This window comes from Streptomyces sp. Ncost-T10-10d (assembly GCF_900091955.1).
In the GTDB taxonomy this organism is placed as follows: Bacteria; Actinomycetota; Actinomycetes; order Streptomycetales; family Streptomycetaceae; genus Streptomyces.
On sequence record NZ_FMDF01000012.1, the window covers coordinates 51,014 to 72,865 of the forward strand.

The window sequence follows — 21,852 nt, forward strand, 5'->3', positions numbered from 1 at the left end:
ACCACCGGCCGCCCGTTCTCGCGTACGGGCTCCGACTCACGCCTTGCGGTCGTACGTCTCCAGCCAGGCGTCCTCCGCCGCGTAGTCGAAGAGCTTCCTCCCGTATGCCCGCAGCATGAGGGGAAAGGCGTCCGTCCAGTCCTCGCCCTCCAATTGCGCGCCGATCCACTCGACCGTTTCCGGAAGCGACTCCACATAGTCCGTCACCGGCCGGTACCCGAGTTCCCGCTCGGCGGCCGTCATGTCGTACACGATGGGATGGGCAGCGCTCCAAGGCGTCGAACCGACGCCATCGTCCCCGGGCGCGCCGGCCATCAGCACGGTCTCGGTCCTCCGGCCGAGCACCGCGTCGACGGCCTCGCCGATCTCCGCGACCGTCGGCGCCTGCGGATCCCCGGCATTGAGCACCCGCGAACCGGGCCGCCCGGCGGCGAGCCGGATCAGCTCGGCCAGGTTGGATACATGGACCGGGTGGAAACGGGACGTCCCGCCGTACGAGAGCACCCGCCGCCCGCGGCCGTCCAGGAGCCGCTTCACGAAGTACAGCTCTCGGGGCGAGCGGCAGTACGCCCCGTGAATCGCCCCCGCACGCAACAGCGTCACAGGCAGTGCCTCCCCCGCCGCGAGCAGATCCTGCTCCAGCTGTATCTTCCGCGTCCCGTAGGTGGCATCGCCGGCCGGCACGGTGCGCTGGGTCTCCGGGACCGGCACGGGGTACCGCGGAGCTCGGTCGGGCTCGCCCTGTGTGTCGAAGCTGCGACCCTGATCGTCCTCGTACACCGCACCGCTGGAGATGACCACCGCCGAACCGATCCGGTCCGCGAGGCCGGTCAGCTGCCGGGCGTGATCCGCGCCGTACGCGACCATGTCGACCAGTACGTCACAACCGTCACCCAGAGCCGCCGCCAGCACTCCGTCCTTGTCCCGGTCGAGAGCCGTCGTGCGCACCGCGCCGCCCCACCGCGCGTCCCGGCCGCCGCCGCGTGAAGCGGCCGTCACCTCCCAGCCGTCCTCGACGAGGGCCTGGACGGCCACCCGCCCGATCTGTCCCGTCGCTCCCAGAACCCATGCGTTTCCCCTGCTCATGAGAGGCACGCTAGGACGAGGCCGTCGCCCGGACCAGTGGAGTTCACCCAGCGCGGATTCGCCGTCAGCGTCGCAGCTTCGGGAACTTCTTCGACTGCCCTACCTGCTCGGCCTGCGTGGCCTTCACCTTGGCCGCGTACTCGTCGACGTACTCCTGTCCGGAGAGGCCGAGAATCGCGTACATGATCTCGTCGGTGACCGCCCGGATCGCCGCCTTCTGGTTCTCCAGACCTGCGTAGCGGGAGAAGTCCAGCGGCTCACCGAAGCGGATGGTGACCCGCTTGATGCGCGGGACGACCTGTCCCGGCGGCTGGATCTCGAACGTACCGACCATCGCGCACGGCACCACCGGCACCTGCGCCGTGATCGCCATCACGGCCACGCCGACCTTGCCCTTGTACAGCCGGCCGTCGTGCGAACGGGTGCCCTCCGGATAGATCCCCAGCAGCTCACCCCTGCTCAGCACCCCGAGCCCTTCGCGGATCGCCGCCTGCCCGGCGTCCTTGCCGGACCGGTCCACCGGAATCTGCCCGATGCTGTGGAAGAAGGCGGCGGTCAGCCGCCCTTTCACCCCCGGTCCGGTGAAGTACTCGGCCTTGGCGAGAAACGTGATGCGCCGTTTGAGGATCGCGGGCATCAGGAAGTGGTCGGAGAACGACAGATGGTTACCGGCGACGATGGCCGCGCCGTCCTCCGGGATGTGTTCCAGGCCCTCGATCCTGGGGCGGAAGAACAGCCGGAGGAGCGGTCCGAGGATGGCGTATTTGAGCACGTAATAGAACACGGGGGGCTCCTAGCTCTACCGGATCGGCTCCAGGGCTGCATTCTGCCGGGTCAGCGGACATCTGACGGGAGGACAGCCTAGGTGCAGCCGTCCTCCCGCGTATCCGTCTCCGGGCAGGTCGATGCTGACCCGACGCCGACTCCACTGATAAGGCATCGGGCCGGACTCTCCTGTCGGAGCAGGTGCGGGCCGAGGCCGGTCCGTCGGCGTCTCGATGTGCGGCTCGGCAGTATCTGGCGGCACTCACCGACCAGTTGCACGCACTGAGCCGCGGCGAGGACCCGCGGTTCGTGCTGCAGTGACTGACCGCGCCGGCTGTTCGGGATGGATGGCGCTGATCTGCAGAGTCATGCGGTCACAGTCCCTGGGCCGCGCGTCGGGTCGATGGATGGGTTCCGTTTCACGGTGAGGGGACCCCCGAGGAGCCGTGCGGGTCAAGCCTTGGCGTCTCGACCCGCACCACTGCGTCTGCGCTGTCCCCGTCGGGGTCGCGCAACCCGCGGTCAGTCCTTCAGATGCTCCAGGATCCGGTGCATCCCGCTGTTCCAGTTCTCCTTGAGTGCCGCGACGGCCGCGTCGAGGTCGCCGCGCTGCAGGCACTCGGCGATCCGCTCGTGCTCCACCGCCGACCGCTCCAGGATGTCCTGGTCGCCCAGGGCCACCCGCTCGTAGCGGTGCATCGTCACCTTCAGGGAGGTGATCAGCTTCATCAGGCGGTTGTTCGTGCAGCCGGACAGGAGCAGGTCGTGCCACGCGTCGTCGTAACGCTCTATGACGTCGTGCGGCGCCTGCGGGGCCGAGAACGCACGCGCCTCCTCGAGGAGGCGGGGGGCTGTCGCCGCCAGGTGCTCGGGATCGCTGGACTCCAGGGCGAGCGCCTCCAGCGTGGCGACGATCGCGGACAGGTGACGGAACTCCTGCGCGCTGAGCGGCGTGAAGCGGAAGCCCTTGCCGCGCTCGCTGGTGATGACGCCCTCGCGCTCCAGCGTGATCAGTGCCTCGCGCAGCGGAGTACGGCTGACGCCGAGTTCGGTGGCCAGCTGCCCCTCGTTGATCGGCTCGCTGGTTGCGATCGTGCCGCGCCCGAGGCGCTTGATCAGTTCCTCCTTGACCTGTTCGCGCAGCGGGCGATTTTCGATTGGCATGTGAGGCTGCCCTCCCCTTCGGTCCGGTCGATTATCCGCTACCGGCGGGTCACGCGGTACCGGCGCCGTCGACCGGGATGATCGCCCCGCTCAGGAACGCCGAGGCGTTGGAGGCGAGGAACGCCACGGTCTGGGCGATGTCGCGGGGCTGCCCGATCCGGCCGAGCGGCCGGTCGGCGGCGTCGGCGTAGAACGCGTCGGAGCTCTCGCCGAGCTGGCGGGCCTCCTCGGCGAGCATCCCGGTCGCCGTGTCACCGGGGCAGACACAGTTGACGCGGATGTTGTCGGGGCCGTGGTCGATGGCCATGGCGCGGGTCATGTTGACGACGGCGCCCTTCGACGCGCAGTACGAGACGGCCCGGCCGCCGCCGCGGATGCCCCAGCCGGACCCGGTGTTGACGATGGAGCCGCCGCCCCGGGCCGCCATCCCCGGGATCACGAGGCGGCTCATCAGCATCACCGAGCGGATGTTCACGGCCATCACCAGGTCCCAGTCGTCCTCGGTGATCTCGCAGACCGTGGAGCGGCGGATGATGCCGGCGTTGTTGAAGAGGACGTCCACGCCGCCGAACTGCTCCTGCGCCGTGTGCACGACGGCCTCGCAGTCCTCGCGCCGTGACACGTCGCAGCGTACGAAGGTCCCTCCGGTGTCCTTCGCGGTGCGTTCGCCGCCGTCCGTGTCGATGTCGGCGATCACCACGCGGGCGCCGAGCTCCGCGAGGACCTGGGCGGTGGCGCGGCCGATTCCGGCTCCGCCTCCGGTCACGAGGGCACGCTTGCCGTCAAGAGAGATCATCGTGAGCTCCTTCTGGGGGTGATGGGAGGCATGAGGGGTCATCCGACCAGGCGGTACAGCGATGTGCGCCGCCTGCCGGTGATGACGGGCAGGTGGCCGGACAGCTCCGCGTTGAGCGCGTCGTCTCCGGTGTCGAGGAGAAGAGGGCGGCCGCCGAGCGTGGCCAGTTTCTGTTCCGTGCACAGCACGAGCAGGCGCTCGCGGCCGCCCGCCGCGCGCAGGACGCGCGGCGAGATCTGCTGGTTGCCGCGGCCGAGGAGGAAGCCCTGGCCGCCGATGGGGGAGAGGGCGATCCAGGCCGGGCCGACGGAGAGGAGTGTGTCCTCACCCGCGTCGCGGGCCACGATTCGCGGCCGGTGGCCGGGCCGCAGGCGGAGCACGTCGACCCCCGTGAGGGAGACGTCCGCGCCGAGCCTTGCCGCGACCGCCCGGGTGGTGCTGCCGGGGCCGAGCACGAGCAGCCCGTCCCCGACGCGCTCGGCGACGTCGGTCGCGATGCCGCCGACCGCCTCGGGCGTGGTGGCGGTGCTGCCGGTCTTGCGCTGCTGTACGCGGGCCGGTACGTCGGGAACGCGCAGCCACCCGAAGAGCTGTGAGGCGACGCGGCCCCTGCTCAGGGCGTCCTCGTCCCGGTCCATCACCTCGGCGTCCCGCAGCCGAACGGTGCTGCTGCGGGCGAGCCACGCCGCCGCGACCTCACCCGCGGCGCGTGGGCTGATGGCGAAGACGGCCGAGTGCATCTTCACGCCGGTCGGTATGCCGAGGACCGGGCAGGGCACGTCGCGGAGGACGCCGAGCACGTCCCGCGCGGTGCCGTCGCCGCCGGCGAAGAGCAGGAGGTCGACGCCCTCGGCGACGACGGCCCGCACCGCGGCGGCCGTGTCCTCGGCCGAGGTGTCCCGTCCGGCGCCGGCGGCGTACACGACCCGCCCCGCAAGCCCTGCGGCGGCGACGGAGTCGGCGCCCAGGGGACCGGCGGCGGTCACGACGAGGAGCCCGGAGCCCGGCGGGTGACCGGCCGGAGCGGTGGCCGCCGCCCCGGCCTGCGTGTCGCTGAGCTCATCCGGATCGGGATCCCCGGTGGCGCACGCCGTGCCCTCCGACGCACGGGGAAGCCCATCCGCCGCGGAGGCCGTCGAAGCGGCGCTCACCCGGGTGCGCCGGCTGGACGCGGGGTGCGCCGCGGCTGTCGACTCGCTGCCTCGCCCGTCCCACGCAGGGCGTCTGATCCCTGTCAACCGACCCGAACGTGCCGCCAGTTCACCCAAGGCGGCGGCGGCACGATCCCCCGCCAAGGGGCGGGCGCCCAGCGAGAGTGCCATACGGGTCCGGTCCGGACCGTCGGTACCGCCCAGGCCCACCCGGCCGCCGAGGCCGGCGACCGGGTTGACCACCAGGCCGATCCTCGTCACCGGCCGGCCTCACCGAGCACCTTGCGGCGGTAGGCGCGCCAGGAGACCGCCCAGGTTGCCGGGTCGTCCAGGGCCTCCGGGCGGACCCGGTGGATGGTCGAGCGGTGCGGCGCCGTGCGTACGGTGTCCGGGTCCTCGTACGCCTCACGGGCGATCTCCGCGAGGATCGCCGCGTACTCGTCGAGGTCGGCGCGTGTGTAGGACTCGGTCGGCTCCAGCGTCATGGGTTCCGGCACGACGTACGGGTGGTGGCTGGTCCAGTAGTGCGTACCGAAGTCCGCGGCGCGCAGGCCGATGTCCTCGGAGTGCAGGCCGGTGTCCTCGTGGAGCTTCTCCCAGCTGTAGCGGACCTGTTCGACGCGCGGGCGCCCCGCCGCGTAGGGGATGGAGACGCCCGGGATCTGCCGCACCTTGTGGAGCAGGTAGTTGTTGTTGAGGACGGCCGTCTCCGCGGCGGCTCGCAGGCCCTGTGCGCCGAGCGACATGATCCAGGCGTAGGCACGGACCAGGTTCGGCACGACGCCGTAGAACGGCCGCATCTTGCCGACCGACTCGGGCCGGTCGTCGTCCAGGCGGTACGTCGAACCGTCGAACTCGACGGTGGGGCGCGGCAGATACGGGGCGAGGTCCTCGGAGACCGCGCACGCACCCGCCGCCGGTCCGCCGCATGCGTGGGGCGTCGAGAACGTCTTGTGCAGATTGAAGTGGCACAGGTCGAAGCCCGCGTCCCGGGCGCGCGTGATGCCGAGGATGCCGTTGGCATTGGCCTGGTCGTACGAGCACAGGCCGCCCGCCTCGTGCACGATCCGTACGAACTCCTCGATGCGTGGGTTGTAGATGCCCGTGTCCTCGGGGTTCGTGACGAGGAGCGCCGCGGTGCGCGGGCCGACCGCCGCCTTGAGGGCCTCGATGTCCGGGTAGCCGTCCGCGTCCGGGTGGAGCGTGATGACCTTGAAGCCCGCCGTTTTTGCGCAAGCCGCGTTCGACGGGTGGGAGAAGATCGTCGTGATGACCTCGTCGCGCTGCTCCAGCTCCCCGCGCGCGGCGAAGTAGGCACGGATCATGGCGACGTTCGTGTAGATCGCGGCGGACCCGGCGCCCGGCTGGAGCGAGACCCGGTCCATGCCGGAGATCTCCTTCAGCAGCTGCTCCAGGCTGTGGATGATCCCGAGGACGCCCTGGACCGTGTCCTCGTCCTGGAGGGGGTGCAGCGCCGCGATCCGCGGGTCACGGACGAACTGGTCGTTGACCTTGGGGCTGTACTTCATGGTGCAGGTGCCCTGGCCGACGTCGATGTTGAGATCGGCGCCCAGATTCTCCTGCGACAGCCGCAAGTAGTGGCGCAGGACCTGTTGTTGGGACATCTCCGGCAGTGCGGGCGGCTCGGCGCGGCGCAGCGCGGCGGGTATCACGGCCTTCCCGATGGACGGGTCCGGGGCCGGTACGAGGACGCCTCGCTCGCCCGGCGAACCGAGCTCGAAGATCAGCTCCTCGTCCCAGGAGGCCTGCTGGAAACGGCGGAGGCGCGGCTTGTCGGCGATGCGCGCCTCCTCGGGGGAGACGGACGCGGGCGCGTGCGGGGCGGTCACTTGACGATCTCCTCCAGGGTTGCGGCGAGCCGGTCGATGTCGGCCTTGGTGTGGACTTCGGTGACGCAGTACGTGGCCTCGTGCCCACCGGTCGGCACGCCGCCGAAGATGCCCCGCTCCTTCAGGCCGGAGCGGATCTCGGCGGCGGTCCTGCCGCCCGTGTAGCGGACGGTGAAGTCGGCGAAGTGCAGTGCGTCGCCGTACGGGACCTCGATGCCGGGCACCTCGGCGAGGCGCCTGCGGGCGTACGCGGTGAGTGCGAGGATCGTTTCGCCGATCTCCCGCATGCCCTGCGGTCCCATCAGCGCGAGATAGACGCCGGCACCGATGCCGTGCAGCGCGGCGGCCGTGCCGACCCACTCCTTGCCCTCCTCGCGCAGCGCGAAAGAGGTCCGCTCGTAGGCGACGTCACCGAAGCCGTACTCGCCCTCGACGGTCGTCGGCACGAGGCCGAACAGGCGTGACGGGTACTCGGCGACCAGCGTCTCGTCGTCGCGCGTGGCGATGAAGCCCGCATTGCCGCCGCCGAAGCTCTGGTGGAGGCCGAGCGGCTGGATGTCGCCGCACGCGATGTCGGCGCCGTACGCGGAGGGCGGCGCGAGCACGCCGAGCGTGAGCGGATTGCAGCCGACGACGAACAACGCCCCTGCTTCGTGGGCGAGTCCGGCCAGGCGGGGCAGTGCCTCGTCGACGATGCCGAGCGCGGAGGGCGCGTCCGCGTACACTGCCGCCGTGTCGCCGGCGGCGAGCGCTCCACGCACCGCGCCGAGGTCGGCGCAGCCGGTGTCCGGGTCGACCGGGACCACCGTCACGTCGTGGTCGGGGCGTACGTAGTCACGTATGCGGGAGAGCTTGTCGGCGTCGATCGCGGTGGCGACGAGCACGCGGCGACGGCCCGTGATCCGGCCGGCCATGCGCAGGGCGGTTCCCGAGGCCTGGAAGCCGTCGTACACCGGGACGTTGACGATCTCGACGTCGAGCAGCTCGGCCATCATCGACTGGTACTCCCACAGTGCCTGGAACCGGCCGTGGTCCTCGTAGGGCTCGCCCGCGTACGCGGTGAGGAACTCGCTGCGGTTGACCACCTCGTCCACGACCGCCGGTACGTGGTGCTGGTAGCAGCCGGAGCCGAGGAAGCTGAGAGCCTGTCGCGTCGAGGTGTTGCGGCCGAGCAACTCCTCCATGTGGCGGGTGAGTTCGGCTTCCGAACGCAGCGGAGCAGGCAGGTCGAGGGGGCGGTGCAGCCGGATGCCGCCCGGGATGTCGGCGTAGAAGTCCTCGACGGTCGTCGCGCCGATCTCCTCGAGCATCGCCTGCCGCACGGCCGGGACTGCGTTCGGGATGTAGGGGTGGACGTAGGGGTGCAGGGAGTCCTGGGATGACGTCATGCCGCGCCTTTCGCGTGAGCCGACTCAGTCAGGTCAGTCATGAACCACAGCAACAAAAGTCTTTGGGTGTACACCTCTTGACGGCAGGCTCCGTCATTCAGTGTTCTGAATACAGCATTAGGCATTCAGGCTCCAGGAGGCAAGAGTGTCAACAAGGCCCACCCGACGGGTTGTTCTGGCCACAGGTCTCGCGACCGCGGCATCGTCACTGGTCAGCGGATGTGCCATGGGCGGCGCGGGCGGCCAGGATGCCCGTGACATCGGCGGCAGGAAGGATGACGAAGGGGGCGAGGTCAGCGGAAAGATCACCATCTGGTCGTGGGACGTGGCCGCCAAGGCCATGAAGCGACTCGCCCGCACCTTCGAGAAGAGTCACCCCGGCACCACCGTCGACGTCGTCGACATCGGCTACGACAACGCCTACGACAAGATCACCGTGGGCCTGCGCGGCGGCTCGGGCCTCGCCGACGTCCTCACGGTCGAGGGCAGCCACATGCCGCGCTACATAGGCAACTTCCCCAGCGGCTTCTACGACCTGACGAGCCTCGGCGGCCGCTACGGAGGCGACTTCGACCGCGCCGCGTGGCGCACCGTCACCGGGAAGAACGGCGCGGTCTTCGCCCTGCCCTGGGACATCGGCCCCTGCGCGCTCTACTACCGCACGGACCACTTCCGCGCCGCCGGAGTCGACCCCAACTCTCTGCTGACCTGGGACGACTACGTAGCGGCGGGCGTCCGCATCAAGAAGGCCACCGGCCGCAAGCTGCTCATCATGGACTCCACGGACGCCGGGATCCTGCCGATGCTGCTCCAGCAGCAGGGCCAGTCCTACTTCAAGGGCGGCCGGGTCGCGGTCGACACCCCGGAGGCCGTCAAGGCCCTGACGCTGATGAAGACCCTGCAGGACAAGGGTCTCGTCGACTACGAGAAGGGCTGGGACGGGCTCGTCACCGGCACCAAGGAGGGCAAGGCCACCACCACGCCCACCGCCGCATGGTGGACGGGCACGCTGGGCGACGAGATGCCCGAGCTGAAGGGAAAGTTCGGGGTGGTGCCGCTGCCCGGATTCACCGCCGACGGCATCCGCACCTCCAACATCGGCGGCTCCACGCTCTGCGTTCCCGCGCAGAGCAAGAACCCCCGACTGGCCTGGGCGTTCATCCAGTTCCTGCTCACCGGCAAGACGAACCAGGTCTCCATGCTCAAGCGCGAGGGCCTCTTCCCCGCCTATCTTCCCGCGCTCGACGACCCGTATCTGAGCACGAAGCAGGAGTACTTCGGCGGGCAGGCGGCCCTCGACGTGTTCGCCCGGCTCGCCCGCAACATCCCGCCGGTCGAGAACAACAAGGACGACGCCAAGGCCACGGACATCATGATCTCCGCCGTCACCGGCGTGATGCTCCGGGGCAAGGACCCGCGCGCCGCCCTGAACTCGGCCGCGCGGCAGCTCGCCACGGCCACCGGCCGCGAAAGGGTGAAGTAGCCCGATGGCCGTCCACACCACCTACGACCGGCCGGTCGCCCCCGTCCGTGCCCCGGCCGGGGCACGCCGCAGGCGCCGACGCCCCACCGCCTGGATCTTCGCCGGACCCGCGGCGGCCCTCTTCGCGCTCTTCTTCGCCTATCCGCTGGGCGCGAGCCTCCTGCAGAGCTTCACCACCGAGGACGCCGGTGCCACCCACTGGGTCGGACTCGACCAGTACCGGCGCATGATCCACGACCCCGCGTTCCTGGAATCCCTGTTCAACACCGGGATCATCCTCGTCGTGCAGGTCCCCGTGATGATCGGCCTGGCACTCGTCCTCGCCGTCCTGCTCAACCAGTCCTGGCTGCGCTTCCGCGGCACCTGGCGAGCGGTCTACTTCCTGCCTGCCGTCACCACACTCGTCGCGTACGCCGTCGTCTTCCAGGTCCTCCTCAAGACCGACGGTGGCCTCGTCAACCAGATACTCGGCGCCGTCGGCATCGGCCAGGCCGACTGGCTCAACAGCCCCACCTGGGCCCGCGTCTCGCTGATCGCATCCCTGACGTGGCGCTGGACCGGCTACAACGCCGTCATCCTGCTCGCCGGACTCCAGGCCATCGGCAAGGAGCAGTACGAGGCCGCCTCCATCGACGGCGCCACCACCCTCTCCACGTACACTCGCGTGATCCTGCCGCAGCTGCGCCCGGTCGTCCTGTTCTGCGTGATCACCTCCACCATCGGGACACTCCAGCTCTTCGACGAGAACTACGTCCTCACCCGTGGCGGCCCCGACGACGCGACCCTCACCCCGGTCGTCTATCTCTACAAAGTCGGCTTCCAGCAGCTCGACTTCGGCTACGCCGCCGCCATCGCCTGGGTCGTCGTGGCCCTCATCGCCGCGATCTCCGCCCTCCAGTACGTCGCCTTCGGAAGGGAGCGCCGCCGGTGACCGCCCTCCAGCAGGCCCCCGTACGTGTCCACCCGGCCCGGCGCGCCGGCCGCTATGCCGTGCGCCTGTTCCTCGCGGCGGGCGCCGTCGTCAGCCTGGTGCCGTTCCTCTGGATGGCGATCGCCGCGACGCACTCCACGTCGGACCTGTTCCGCTCGCCGCCGCCACTCCTGCCCGGCGGCCGTCTGCTCGACAACCTCGCGAGGCTCCAGGACACCATCGGCTTCGGGAGGGTCCTCCTCAACAGCGTCGGCATCGCCGTCGTGCACACCGTGCTCAGCTCGCTGATCTCCGCCATGTGCGGCTACGGTCTCGCCAAGTTCCGTTTCCGCGGCCGGGGTCTGCTGCTCGGCGCCGTTCTCGCCACGATGATGATCCCGTTCCAGGTGCTGCTCGTGCCCCTGTTCCAGATGATGGCGAGCGTCGGCTGGATCGACTCCTACCAAGCGGTCGTCCTGCCGTTCCTGGCGAACTCCTTCGGCATCCTGCTGATGCGGCAGGGCTTCGTCGACTTCCCCGACGAGCTCCTCGAATCGGCCCGCATCGACGGCTCCGGCGAACTGCGCACCTTCTACCAAGTCGTGCTGCCGTGCGTGCGACCGCAGCTCGGCGCCCTGGTCATCTTCACGTTCATGGCGCAGTGGAACAGCTTCATCTGGCCGCTGCTCATGCTCAACTCCGAGGACAAATACACCGTGCCCGTCGCGCTCAACACCCTCACGGGGCTCTCCCATGTCGACTACTCAGGACTGATGCTCGGCTCGCTCCTCGCCACCCTTCCGCTGATGGCCCTCTTCCTTCTCTTCCAGCGGCAGTTCGTGGCCGGACTCCTCGGCGGGGCGGTGAAGGGATGAGCCGCCTGACCCGTGTCCCGGGCGTCCTCTACGGCGGTGACTACAACCCGGAACAGTGGCCCGAGGACGTCTGGGCCGAGGACGCCGAGCTGATGCGCGAGGCCGGCGTCACGATGGTGACCGTCGGCGTCTTCTCCTGGGCACGCCTCCAACCTGGCCCGTACACATGGGACTTCGCCTGGTTCGACCGGCTCCTCGACGTGCTGCACGCCCACGGCATCGCCGTCGACCTGGCCACCGCGACCGCGTCACCGCCCGCGTGGCTGATCCGCGCCCACCCCGAGATCCTGCCGGTCACGGCCGACGGCGTACGCCTCGAATTCGGCTCACGCCAGCACTACTGTCCGTCCTCGCCCGAGTACCGCGCCGCAGCCCTCCGCCTCACCCGAGCCCTCGCCGAACGCTACGCACGCCATCCGGCCCTCGCTCTGTGGCACATCCACAACGAGTACGGCGACCATGTCACCGAGTGCTTCTGCGCGCGCTCCGCCGACCACTTCCGCGCCTGGCTCACCGACCGGTACGACACGATCGACAGCCTCAACCATGCCTGGGGCACGGCCTTCTGGTCGCAGCGCTACGGCACGTACACCGAGATCGAACCGCCGCGCACCGCTCCGGGACCCGTCAACCCGACGCAACTTCTGGACTGGCGGCGCTTCTGCTCCGACGCCCTCCTCGAATGCCACCGCGCCGAGCGCGAGGCACTCAGGGAACTCAGCCCGGACATCCCGGCCACCACCAACTTCATGTCGATGTTCAAGGCACTCGACTACTGGAAGTGGGCCGAACACGAGGACCTCGTCTCCGACGACGCCTACCCCGACCCCGCCGACCCGCGCGCCCACGTCAACGCATCCCTCAACTACGACCTGATGCGCTCCCTCAAGGGCGGCCGACCCTGGCTGCTTCTCGAACAGGCGCCGTCCGCCGTCAGCTGGCGGCCGGTCAACGTCCCCAAGAGGCCCGGCCTGCAACGACTCTGGTCCCTCCAGGCCCTGGCCCGCGGCGCCGACGGCATCATGTACTTCCAGTGGCGCGCCTCCCGCGCGGGCGCCGAGAAGTACCACAGCGCGCTGCTCCCGCACCGCGGCACCGCCTCCCGCGGCTGGCGCGAGACCGTGCGCTTCGGCGCCGAACTCGCCCGGCTCGGCGAAGTCACCGGCGCCACGACCCGGGCCGACGTGGCGATCGTCCTGGACTGGGACTCCTGGTGGGCCCTCGAAGCCGATGACCACCCCTCCGCCCGCATGCGCTGGCCCGACCTCCTGCGCCCCTGGTACGCGGCGCTCCACGCCCGCGCCGTCACCGCCGACTTCGTGCCCCCGCACGCGGACCTCGACGGCTACCGGGCGGTGCTCGCACCCAACCTCCACCTTGTGCGACCCGAGAACGCCGTACGCGTCGCCGCCTACGTACGCGGCGGCGGCCACCTCGTGTGCGGCCCCTTCAGCGGCGTCGTCGACGGCCACGACCACATCCACGACGGCGGCGCACCGGGACCGCTGCGGGACGTACTCGGCGTGTCCGTCGACGAGTTCTGGCCGATCCCCGATGGTGAGGCGGTGCGCCTGGACTCCGGTGCCGAGGCCACCCGGTGGAGCGAGTGGATCGAACCCGACGCCCCGGACACCGAGGTCGTCGACTCGTACGCGTCCGGAGAACTGACCGGCCGCCCCGCCGTCACCCGCCATCCCTACGACGCCGGCACCGCCTGGTACGTGAGCGCCCACCTCGGCGAAGGCATCGCAGCCGTGCTCGACGACGTGCTGCGGGAAGCGGGCGTACGCCCTGTGCTCGACGTTCCCGAAGGAGTCGAGGCGACCGTGCGCTCCGGCACACAGGGCACCTACCTCTTCGTCCTCAATCACAGCGACCACGACACGCAGACGCAACTGACCGGGCCCTACGCGGCCGGCGGCACCGACCTGCTCACCGGAGCCACCGTCCGCGACCACATCGGCCTCGGCCCGCTCGGCGCCGCAGTCCTGCGCATCGCCACCGACTCCCTTGGAGAGACCGACCAGTGACCAGACACCGGCCCCTGAGCGCCCTGACCGCACTCCTCCTCGCCGGCGGCGCCCTCGCCGCACCGCAGACGGCCTCCGCCCATCCGCACCCGAAGCCGCCCTCCTCGTACGCCGACGTCCTCGACCTGCGCGGCACCCCCACTGCCGCCGAGCCGGGCGACGACGAGGACAACAACCCCGTCACCGTCTTCGCCGACCAGGGAGCCTGGCACGCCTACGCCCTGCCGAAGACCGGCGACAAGGACGCCTACGGCGGCTTCTCCGGGCCCCTCTACATCGCACAGGAATACCCCTGGTGGCTCAGCAAGTCCTTCAGCCGCATCCGCCTCACCGAACACGGCCGCACCCTGGACCTGGCCGGAGGAGGCACGCCACGCTTCACCTCGCTCCCGGGCCGGCTCCAACAGTCGTACGACCTCGGCCGCGGCCTGCGCCTCACCCTCGAACTCCGCTTCGCCACCGACCGCAGCGCCCTGGTGCGGGCCGAGGTCCGCAACACCGGCCCGGCGCCCCGCACGCTGGGTGCCGACTGGACGGGCAGCCTGTTGCGGCCGGCCGACCGGCCGATGCGCGACGCACCCTCGCTGACCGCCACCGGCTCCGGAGTCGGCGTCGGTTTCGCGAAGGTCCGGGAGACCTGGGAGTACCTGACCGACGGCACGGAACGCTTCGACGTCACGCACAAGGACGCCGTCCGCACGACGGTGGACGGCGACACGTACCGCACCGAGGCCGTGGAACCGGTGACCCTCGCGCCGGGTCGCTCACACAGCTTCGACTGGACCGAGTCCTACACCTTCACCGCAGCCGAGCGCGCGAAGGAGAAGGTAAAGGTCCGTGGCGTACTCGCACACCCCGATGCCGTCGTCTCCGCCGCCGCAGCACGCTGGCGGGGCTATGTCGCCGGGGTGACCGAGGGCGTGCCGGCGGATCGCCGGCGCACGGCCGTGAAGTCGCTGGAGACCCTCGTCACCAACTGGCGTAGCGCGGCGGGGCAGATCAAACACGACGGCATCACACCGTCGATCTCCTACAAGTGGTTCACGGGTGGCATCTGGGCCTGGGACACCTGGAAGCAGGCTGTGGGCACGGCACGCTTCGCACCCGACCTGGCCGAGTCGCAGATCCGCGCCATGTTCGACTGGCAGACAAGCCCGGACTCCACCACGCGCCCGCAGGATGCCGGGATGATCCCCGACGTCATCTTCTACAACGACCCCTCGCGCGGCGGCGGCAACTGGAACGAGCGCAACTCCAAGCCCCCGCTGGCCGCCTGGGCAGTCTGGGAGGTCTACGCGAAGAGCGGGGACAAGGCCTTCCTGCGTGAGATGTACCCGAAACTCGCCGCCTACCAAGCCTGGTGGTACCGCAACCGCGACCACGACCACGACGGTCTCGCCGAGTACGGCGCCACCGTCGACCCCGCCAACAACTCGCCCGAGGAGCGGCGCCTCGCCGCGGCCTGGGAGAGCGGCATGGACAACGCGCCCCGCTTCGACGCCGGCCTCGGCACCGACATCGTCGCCAACCGAGCGGCCGACGGAACACTCCTCGGCTACTCCCTGAACCAGGAGTCCGTCGACCTGAACTCCTATCTCGCCTCGGACCAGGGCTATTTGGCGCGCATCGCGGGCACGCTGGGCCGCGGCGCCGACGCCAAGCGGTGGAAGCAGCGGTCCGCCGCCACGTCCGCCGCCGTCCGAACGACGATGTACGACCCCGCGGACGGCTGGTTCCACGACACCGCGCTCGACACCGGCGCACCGCTCACGGCCCGCGGACGCGGCATCGAGGGCGCCGTCCCGCTGTGGACCGGAACAGCGTCCGAGGCGCAGGCCCGTGCCGTGCGCGACAAGCTGACGGACCCCGGGGAGTTCGCCACCACCGTCCCGTTCCCGACCGTGGCGAAGAGCTCCCCCTACTTCTCGCCGACCACGTACTGGCGCGGCCCCGTCTGGCTCGACCAGGCATACTTCGCCCTCGGCGGCCTGCGCCGCTACGGCTACGCCAAGGATGCGGACGCCCTGACGGACCGGCTCCTCGCCCACGCGTCGGGTCTCGCGGGCAACGGACCGATCATGGAGAACTACGACCCGACCACAGGGGCACCGCTCAACGCGCCCAACTTCAGCTGGTCCGCGGCGCTGCTGCTGCCGATGCTGACAAGCGAGCGGTAGGAGGCAGGCGGCCGCCGTTCGCTGCGCACGGGGCGCCGCTCGGCGTGTGCCCCGGTGGGTGGACCGCCGCTGCCCCGCCCCTGGATGCCACTCCGGCCTGCGCCGCATCCTCACTGGATGCGTAGTCGGTGTACTGCGCGGCGTGGCCCAGGGCGTGGCGGTTCCTTCTTGACGGTCGTGCAGCCGCTCACACCTTCAGGGGCGGATCCAACAGCCGGAACCGCAGTCGGCAGATCACCGCCCCCGTCTCGTGGCGGACTGCGTGCGCGACGACCGCGCCTCGCTGGTTCTGCAACAGCCGCTGCCACATGTGGGCCGGTTCCACCTCGGGGATGAGCACGGTGATCCGTACGCCCGGATCAGCGGCCGCAACCTCGCGTACATATGCGGCGACCGGGCGGCCGACCGAACGGCGCTGCGAGGTCACACGCACCAGAGGGACGCCCGGGTTCCACAGCGCCCAGTCTCGTTCCAGTGCCTCGGTCCGGATGCGGTCCTCGGCATCGGGGTGGCAGACCGTGACCGCGCGGACCTCGTCGCCGAGGGACACGGCGGCGGTGAGGGCCTCGCTGGTGAGCCGGGTGAGGGAGGAGACCGGAACCACGACCAGCGAGCGGTCACGGCGCGGAGGCTCCGGGATGCGGCCGATGCCCAGCCGCTCGCCGATCCTGGCGTACGCGCGGTGGACACACTCGAAGCCGGTGACCAGCAACGGCAGGGCGACCACGATCAGCCACGCGCCGTCGTGGAACTTGGTGGCCGTGACCACGACCGCGCCGACCCCGGTCAGGAGCGCGCCCAACCCGTTGAGCGCCGCCTTGCCGGCCCACTTGGGCCCGCGCACACCGTGCCAGTGGATGACCATCCCGGTCTGGGCGATGGTGAAGCCGACGAAGACGCCGATCGCGAAGAGCGGGACGAGGGTGTTGGTGTCGCCCCGGGAGAGGACCAGGAGCGCGGCGGAGACGGCCGCGAGGGCGAGGACTCCGTGACGGTGGACCTGCCGGTCGGCCTTCAGACCGAAGACATGCGGCAGATAGTTGTCGCGGGCCAGCAGTCTGAGCAGCACCGGAAGTCCGCCGAAAGAGGTGTTGGCGGACAGTGCCAGCAGCACCATGGTGGCGAACTGGACGACGTAGAAGGCGAGATGGTGCCCGAAGGATGCGTCGGCGAGCTGCGCAAGCACGGTCACACCTTCGACCGGCTGCAGCCCGAACCGGGAGATCAGCACGGACAGACCGATCAGCATCACACCCAGCAGCGCACCGAGTACCACCTCCGCGCGCTGGGCGCGGCGGACGGCCGGGGAGCGGAAGGAGGGCACGGCGTTGGCGATCGCCTCCACACCGGTGAGCGCCGAGCAGCCCGAGGCGAAGGCCTTGAGCAGGAGCAGCGCACGACCGTGGTGGCGTTGCCGGCGAGTACGGAGGCATGGCTGGCGGCTGCCTCGGTACTCACCGGCGCGGACCGGAAGAGACCTACCGCGATCAGCGCCAGGATCGATCCGATGAACACCGCGGTCGGCACGACGAAGGCACGCGCGGAATCGACGATCCCGCGCAGATTCACCGCGGTGATCAGGATCAGCACGCCAAGACAGAGCCACAGCCGCTCGTCGTACAGACCGGGGAAGGCCGAGGTCAGCGCGGCCACTCCGGCGGTGACGGCGACCGCGACGTTGAGGACGTAGTCCAGGACCAGTGAGGCGGCCGCGACCAGGCTGGTGCGGCGGCCGATGTGCGCCCTGGCGACCGCGTAGCTTCCGCCGCCGTCCGGGAAGGCCGCGATGACCTGGCGGTACGAGGCCACGAGGACGGCCAGGAGGACGGCGATGGCGAGCGTGACGGGGAGTGTGAACCCGAGTCCGTGGCCACCGGCCGCTGCCAGGACCAGGACGATCGCCTCGGGCCCGTACGCCACCGAGGCCATTGCGTCGAGCGAGAGGGCAGCGAGGCCGGTGAGGGTGGTGAGCTTGTGGCGGGCCCCGGTGCCGGGGGGTTCCTCGGCACTTGGTGCCGTACCGACGTCTGAGGTCAGAAGAGACATGTGCTTCGCGGTCCTTCGATCGGGTCCGTTCAGGGTGTTCCCGCTTCCGGCCGGTGACAGCGGCCAATGGCACGTTCTTGGCGTGAAACGGTGATCTCTTCACGCGTTCTTGACGGGGTGGCAGGGGCGACGGGAACGGGGTGGCCGGGACGACGTCGACACGGGAGGTCAGGACGGTGTCAATGCTGTCCCTGGCCCCCGTAGGAACCACCGATCCGCAGCCGCACAGGACCCAGCAAACCGCTGACACGCTGGCCCGGGAAGACGAAGTGGGTCGGACTCGTCGCGTCCAGGTGCGGTGCCAGCGTCCCGAACACGGTGATGTCGAGCGTATGGGTGCCGGGCCCGACCAGACCTGTCAGATCGAAGACGTACGGGGAGCACACGCGCACCCCCGCGGCGACGCCATCGACCCGCACCTCCGCCGTCCCGCGGACCCGTCCGAGGTCGAGCGACACATGCCCCGGGGCAACCTCGGCGGGCACGGTCACCACCCGGCGGTACCGCACACCGCCGCTGTACTCGGCGAGGCCGTGCGTCTCCCAGTCGCCGACGCGAAGGCGGCCCGGCCCCACCTCACAGCGCACGGGACCGGCCAGCGCGGCACCGCCTTCGTACCCGGGGCGCGTCCGGACGCGCAGGGCCGCGGTCCGGGGCCCGCAGGGGCCACCGGCCGAAAGGCCGACGGTCACGGTCAGCACGCCCCGCGAGTCGACGGTGGTGACCGGCCCGGTGCACTCGGAGCCGTCCACGAAGACAGTCGTCTCGCCGCGCACGAGCGCAGTCAACCGGGTGGTGCCCGGCGGTAGTTCGCACCACAGCCACTCCACCGCCCCCCGGCTCCCCGGGACCGCGAACCGGACCGGCACCACCGAGCCGTCGTCCACGGTCGGCTCCAGCCAGGCGGCGCCCGGCAGCGGATGAGGGCGGCGGCGCAGATGCAGGGCGGCCGGGTCACCCACCGGCTCGCGACGTACCGCGACCGGCACACGCCCCTCCGCGTTCTCGGTCCACCAGCGGGCGTCGCTGTGCAGGGTCGCGACACGGTTGCCGTTCCCGTCGTCGAAAACCGCGTCCACCAGGACCGCGCGGTCGCCGCCCCCGGACGTCTCGACCGTGATGTCGTTGTCACCGAGGCGCAGGGCCACCGCCACGTCATGCCGTCGCACGCGCGGGACCGCGTGATCGGCGTACGGGTCGAATCCGCCCTGCCTGCCCACCACTTGTCCATTGACGCGCAGTACGCAGGGCACGCGCGCGGCCACCTGGACGACGGCCCGGGCGGGGAGGGCGGAGAGACGCAGCGTGGTGCCCATCGTCCCGGAGGCATGAATCCATTCCGGACGCCTGTAGCGCTCCGGATCCCGTACGAGCGCCACATGCGCCCGCATATCGCAGTCCTGATCAGGCGTCAGCTCCAGTTCGAGCAGACGGCGGCCCGCTGCCACTCCTACCGGGCCCATCGCGAGGTGGCCTCCGTCGTCCAGGGCGACGGGTGCCCCGTCGAGCCGGGCCCGCTTCGCCGCCGCGGCCCCGATCGCGAGGTGTCCGTCGAAGGCCTCGTCGAGGTGCAGTTCCATGCGCACTCGCACCAGCTCTTCGGCGGCGGTGGAGCCGATGTGCACGAACTCCTCCGGCACATGACCCTTGGGCCCCAGAACGGCGCGATGGATCGGGTCCTTGTACACGCCCAGGGTGTCGGACCATTCGAGGGCCGACGGGACATCGGGGCCGGGGCCGTCGCCGAGCACGAGCGCGTGCGGGCCGAACGTCGCGTGGACCGTGGTCGCGACCGGCACATCGGCGCGATCCGGCACGGCCCAACCGTCGCGTACGCCGTCCTCCCCGTCCTCTTCCACGCGGTGCCGGAACGTCCGGCATTCGGTGACGGCCGGACCGGCGGGCGGGCCGGTCGCGGGGCGGGCGAAGTCGCCCCAGGTGTTGTCGAGGGTCGGCACGAGCGTCATGTCCCAGTCCGCGTCCGGAGGGATCTCGATGGTGGTGATGTCCGGCGCGGGTACGTCGGCCGCCAGAGGCATGGCCGTCTCCCGGGTCCCCGCCGGAAAGACCAGCACCGCTGCCGGGCCCGTATCGAACGGGACATCGACCTCCACGGCCCGGTCGTCGTCATCGGCGGCCCGCACCGGAAGCGTCCGGGGAGCGCCGCCGAACGGATCCAGCAGGACCGCCGGGCCCACCACGTCCCGCACCCGCACCCGTGCGCCGCGCGCATAGCGGTCCGGATCGAAGTCGTATCGGGCATCCAGCCAGCCCAGTGCGGCACCCCGCTCGTCGGGGGCCGCGACGGCCGCTCGGGTTGCCCGTGGGGCGGCGGCGGTCAGGAACACCACCGTGGCGCCGTCCACACGGCGCGCGAGTGCGGGGACCGGGGCCCGGACCACCGGGTGCGCCCCGGCGAGCGCCGCGGCGAGCGAGCCGGACGGATCGTCCGTCATGGGGACGGCGACGGCCCGGCCGTCCGCGAAGCACGCGCGCAGCTCGGCGAGCACGGCCGCCGATCCGGGGCCGATGACGTGTTCGGGAAGGGCGCCGACCGCGATCAGCTTCCCACCGGAGGAGGCGAATTCGATGAGTCGGCGTGCTGTGTCCCGTTCCAGGACGGTGCACGAGGGCAGCACGATCGTGGCGTACGCCTCGTCCGCGACCTTGAGCCGTACACCGCCGTCGGCCGGAGCGATCAGAGCACGCGCCAGGGACGCGTCGTCGATGACGTCGGCGTCGAGACCGAGACGGTCCATGATGCCCGGCCGGGTACGGAACCAGGCCATGTCACCGGTGAGTTGGAGATATGCCGACTGGGCCCGCGCCGCAGCATCCGTGACCCCGTCCAGAGCGGTACCGGCCTGGGCCGTGGTGGTGGGCAGGAGGATCGCGATGTCGCACAGGTGATGGCCGAGGCTCAGGATCGCGCACAGCCGGGTCACGGCGTCGGCGAAGACGCGGTGGTGGCGCCAGTACGGCTGACGCCAGTCGGTCGCAGGTGGCGCCCACTCCCACCAGCCGCCCTTGGTCGTGTAGTAGACGGCATGCGGGTTGTAGAGGGTCGCACCCGCGCGGAGCCACGGCAGCAGCCAGTCGAAGGTCTCCTCCGGTGTGCCGCCCCAGCCGGTGGAGTGGAAGGCCTCGATCCAGGTGCGGGGGCGGCCGTAGAGGTGGGCGAGCGAGGAATGGATGCGGGCGTCCCCGTGGTGGTCGGAGCCGGGGGCCGAGAACCAGCGGTGGGTGCGGGCGTAGTCGGCGTACAACTCCACGCCCGCGACCGGGTGTCCGGCACGGGCGGGGTCCTGCTGGTCGCAGCCGATGAGCAGGCCGTGGCGGTCGTGCCAGGCGGCCAGCGGCCGGAAGAACGCCTCCTCGGCCAGCTCGGCACGGGTCACCTGAAAGTCACGCCGGACCCGGTGGGCGTCCGGATCCGTGCTGTCGTCGTACAGGGCATCGAGCCGTGCAGTGATGTCGTACCCGCGAAGGCGCACGAAGGCGTCGGCGAAACCGGTGGACCAGGTCGGCAGGGAAGGCAGCTCGTCCTGGAACGAGCCGACGACGACGGTCCCGAGCCGGTCGCCCAGGCGGCGCTCGAACTCCCCGTGCACCCGGTCCAGCAGCGCCGCACACGCCCGAGTACCGAGGTAGTCGAAGCCGAGCGGCCTGTGATGATGGAGCGTCAGGCGCCAGCGTCCGGGACCCGGCGCCCGTACGACTCCGTCGTCCACCGCGACCGTGACCGCCGGGCCGACTGTCCGGCCGTCGGCGTCGACCGGTTCGGCGCGGCCCGCGAGCGGCAGGCCGTCCGGGGGACACCGCAGCTCTCCGGCCCGTATCGCTGTGGAGTCGACGACGGCACGCAGGCGGTCGAGCCGGCGTCCCGCGTGCGCGGGCTGCTCGTCGACGAGGCGCGCCTGGAGGTCGGCACCGGAGAAGCCGAGCTGATCGTAGAACCACAGGCTGACGCCGAGTTCGCGGGCGTCGTCGCACACGCCGTCGAGCAGGGACCACCACGCGTCGGACATGAAAGGCGGGTCGTCGGCGTCGGAGCCGAACAGGGGGCCCGACGGAGCCAGGTTGAGGAGCACGAGGTTGTGCACCCCGCCCCCGCGAACCGTTCCAGCTGCG

13 protein-coding genes and 1 pseudogene are annotated in these 21,852 nt (G+C 70.8%); 5 read left to right on the forward strand and 9 right to left on the reverse strand.

Annotated features, from left to right (window positions below):
• Positions 1 to 36 precede the first annotated feature (36 nt).
• From GA0115254_RS01265 to gcvPA, 7 genes are all read right to left on the reverse strand, one after another.
• On the reverse strand, positions 37 to 1,086 hold the full coding sequence (locus tag GA0115254_RS01265; RefSeq protein WP_093893390.1) for an NAD-dependent epimerase/dehydratase family protein: 1,050 nt from the start codon (positions 1,084 to 1,086) through the stop codon (positions 37 to 39).
• A 64-nt stretch (positions 1,087 to 1,150) separates the two neighbouring features.
• Positions 1,151 to 1,870: a lysophospholipid acyltransferase family protein gene (locus GA0115254_RS01270; protein ID WP_093893391.1), complete on the reverse strand. Its 720-nt coding sequence runs from the start codon at positions 1,868 to 1,870 to the stop codon at positions 1,151 to 1,153.
• Positions 1,871 to 2,373: 503 nt separating this feature from the next.
• Positions 2,374 to 3,015: a GntR family transcriptional regulator gene (locus tag GA0115254_RS01275; RefSeq protein ID WP_093893392.1), complete on the reverse strand. Its 642-nt coding sequence runs from the start codon at positions 3,013 to 3,015 to the stop codon at positions 2,374 to 2,376.
• 49 nt (positions 3,016 to 3,064) lie between these two features.
• The gene (locus GA0115254_RS01280; protein ID WP_093893393.1) at positions 3,065 to 3,811 is read right to left on the reverse strand and encodes an SDR family NAD(P)-dependent oxidoreductase; all 747 of its coding nucleotides are present in this window, start codon (positions 3,809 to 3,811) and stop codon (positions 3,065 to 3,067) included.
• A gap of 38 nt (positions 3,812 to 3,849) precedes the next feature.
• On the reverse strand, positions 3,850 to 5,223 hold the full coding sequence (locus tag GA0115254_RS01285; protein ID WP_093893394.1) for an ATP-NAD kinase family protein: 1,374 nt from the start codon (positions 5,221 to 5,223) through the stop codon (positions 3,850 to 3,852).
• Positions 5,220 to 6,812: an aminomethyl-transferring glycine dehydrogenase subunit GcvPB gene (gene gcvPB, locus GA0115254_RS01290; protein ID WP_093893395.1), complete on the reverse strand. Its 1,593-nt coding sequence runs from the start codon at positions 6,810 to 6,812 to the stop codon at positions 5,220 to 5,222. The genes GA0115254_RS01285 and gcvPB overlap by 4 nt, the downstream gene beginning before the upstream one ends.
• Positions 6,809 to 8,200 (reverse strand): aminomethyl-transferring glycine dehydrogenase subunit GcvPA, encoded by a 1,392-nt coding sequence (gene gcvPA, locus GA0115254_RS01295; RefSeq protein ID WP_093893396.1) that lies wholly within the window; start codon positions 8,198 to 8,200, stop codon positions 6,809 to 6,811. Before gcvPA ends, gcvPB begins: the two co-directional genes overlap by 4 nt.
• 145 nt (positions 8,201 to 8,345) lie before the next feature.
• Between gcvPA and GA0115254_RS01300 the strand changes: the two genes are divergently transcribed.
• From GA0115254_RS01300 to GA0115254_RS01320, 5 genes are read left to right on the forward strand one after another with little or no spacing between them, the layout of a single operon-like run.
• On the forward strand, positions 8,346 to 9,683 hold the full coding sequence (locus tag GA0115254_RS01300; protein WP_093893397.1) for an ABC transporter substrate-binding protein: 1,338 nt from the start codon (positions 8,346 to 8,348) through the stop codon (positions 9,681 to 9,683).
• Between the two features lie 4 nt (positions 9,684 to 9,687).
• Positions 9,688 to 10,614: a carbohydrate ABC transporter permease gene (locus tag GA0115254_RS01305; RefSeq protein WP_093893398.1), complete on the forward strand. Its 927-nt coding sequence runs from the start codon at positions 9,688 to 9,690 to the stop codon at positions 10,612 to 10,614.
• Complete coding sequence (locus GA0115254_RS01310) at positions 10,611 to 11,468, forward strand: carbohydrate ABC transporter permease (protein ID WP_256102335.1); 858 nt, start codon at positions 10,611 to 10,613, stop codon at positions 11,466 to 11,468. Before GA0115254_RS01305 ends, GA0115254_RS01310 begins: the two co-directional genes overlap by 4 nt.
• Positions 11,465 to 13,498 carry a beta-galactosidase gene (locus GA0115254_RS01315; RefSeq protein WP_093893399.1) on the forward strand — a complete coding sequence of 678 codons (2,034 nt, stop codon included), beginning with the start codon at positions 11,465 to 11,467 and terminating at the stop codon, positions 13,496 to 13,498. Before GA0115254_RS01310 ends, GA0115254_RS01315 begins: the two co-directional genes overlap by 4 nt.
• Entirely contained in the window at positions 13,495 to 15,675 is a 2,181-nt protein-coding gene (locus GA0115254_RS01320) for an MGH1-like glycoside hydrolase domain-containing protein (protein WP_256102336.1), read from the forward strand. The genes GA0115254_RS01315 and GA0115254_RS01320 overlap by 4 nt, the downstream gene beginning before the upstream one ends.
• A 187-nt stretch (positions 15,676 to 15,862) precedes the next feature.
• Here GA0115254_RS01320 and GA0115254_RS01325 read toward each other — a convergent pair.
• Together GA0115254_RS01325 and GA0115254_RS01330 are read right to left on the reverse strand one after the other, a co-directional pair.
• Positions 15,863 to 17,721 (reverse strand): annotated as a pseudogene (locus GA0115254_RS01325) (APC family permease).
• A gap of 179 nt (positions 17,722 to 17,900) precedes the next feature.
• Entirely contained in the window at positions 17,901 to 21,824 is a 3,924-nt protein-coding gene (locus GA0115254_RS01330) for a hypothetical protein (RefSeq protein WP_093893400.1), read from the reverse strand.
• Positions 21,825 to 21,852 lie beyond the last annotated feature (28 nt).